This window comes from Pseudomonas sp. SIMBA_068 (genome assembly GCF_046534705.1).
Classification (GTDB): Bacteria; Pseudomonadota; Gammaproteobacteria; order Pseudomonadales; family Pseudomonadaceae; genus Aquipseudomonas; species Aquipseudomonas putida.
Map to the genome: position 1 here is coordinate 1 of NZ_JAWRYI010000534.1, position 271 is coordinate 271.

The 271-nt window shown below is 69.4% G+C and carries 1 protein-coding gene; it reads left to right on the forward strand.

Features of this window, described 5'->3' with window-relative positions:
• Positions 1 to 271 (forward strand): putative PEP-binding protein (locus tag SB756_RS30280; protein WP_410913264.1); only part of this gene is annotated, 271 nt, incomplete at both ends.

Here is a 271-nt window from a genome sequence, read left to right on the forward strand (position 1 = left end):
GGTGGAAGCCAACCCGGTACTTGGGCTGCGCGGCATCCGCCTGGCCCAGGCGCGCCCTGAACTGCTGGACCAACAACTGCGGGCGCTGCTCCAGGTCAGCCCCGTGCAACGCTGCCGGGTGATGCTGCCGATGGTCACCGAAGTCGCCGAGCTGCTGCACATCCGCCAGCGCCTGGACCTGTTCGCTGCCGAACTGGGCCTGAACCAGCGCCCGGAACTGGGGGTCATGATCGAAGTCCCCCCCGCCGCCCTGATGGCCGAGCAACTGGCC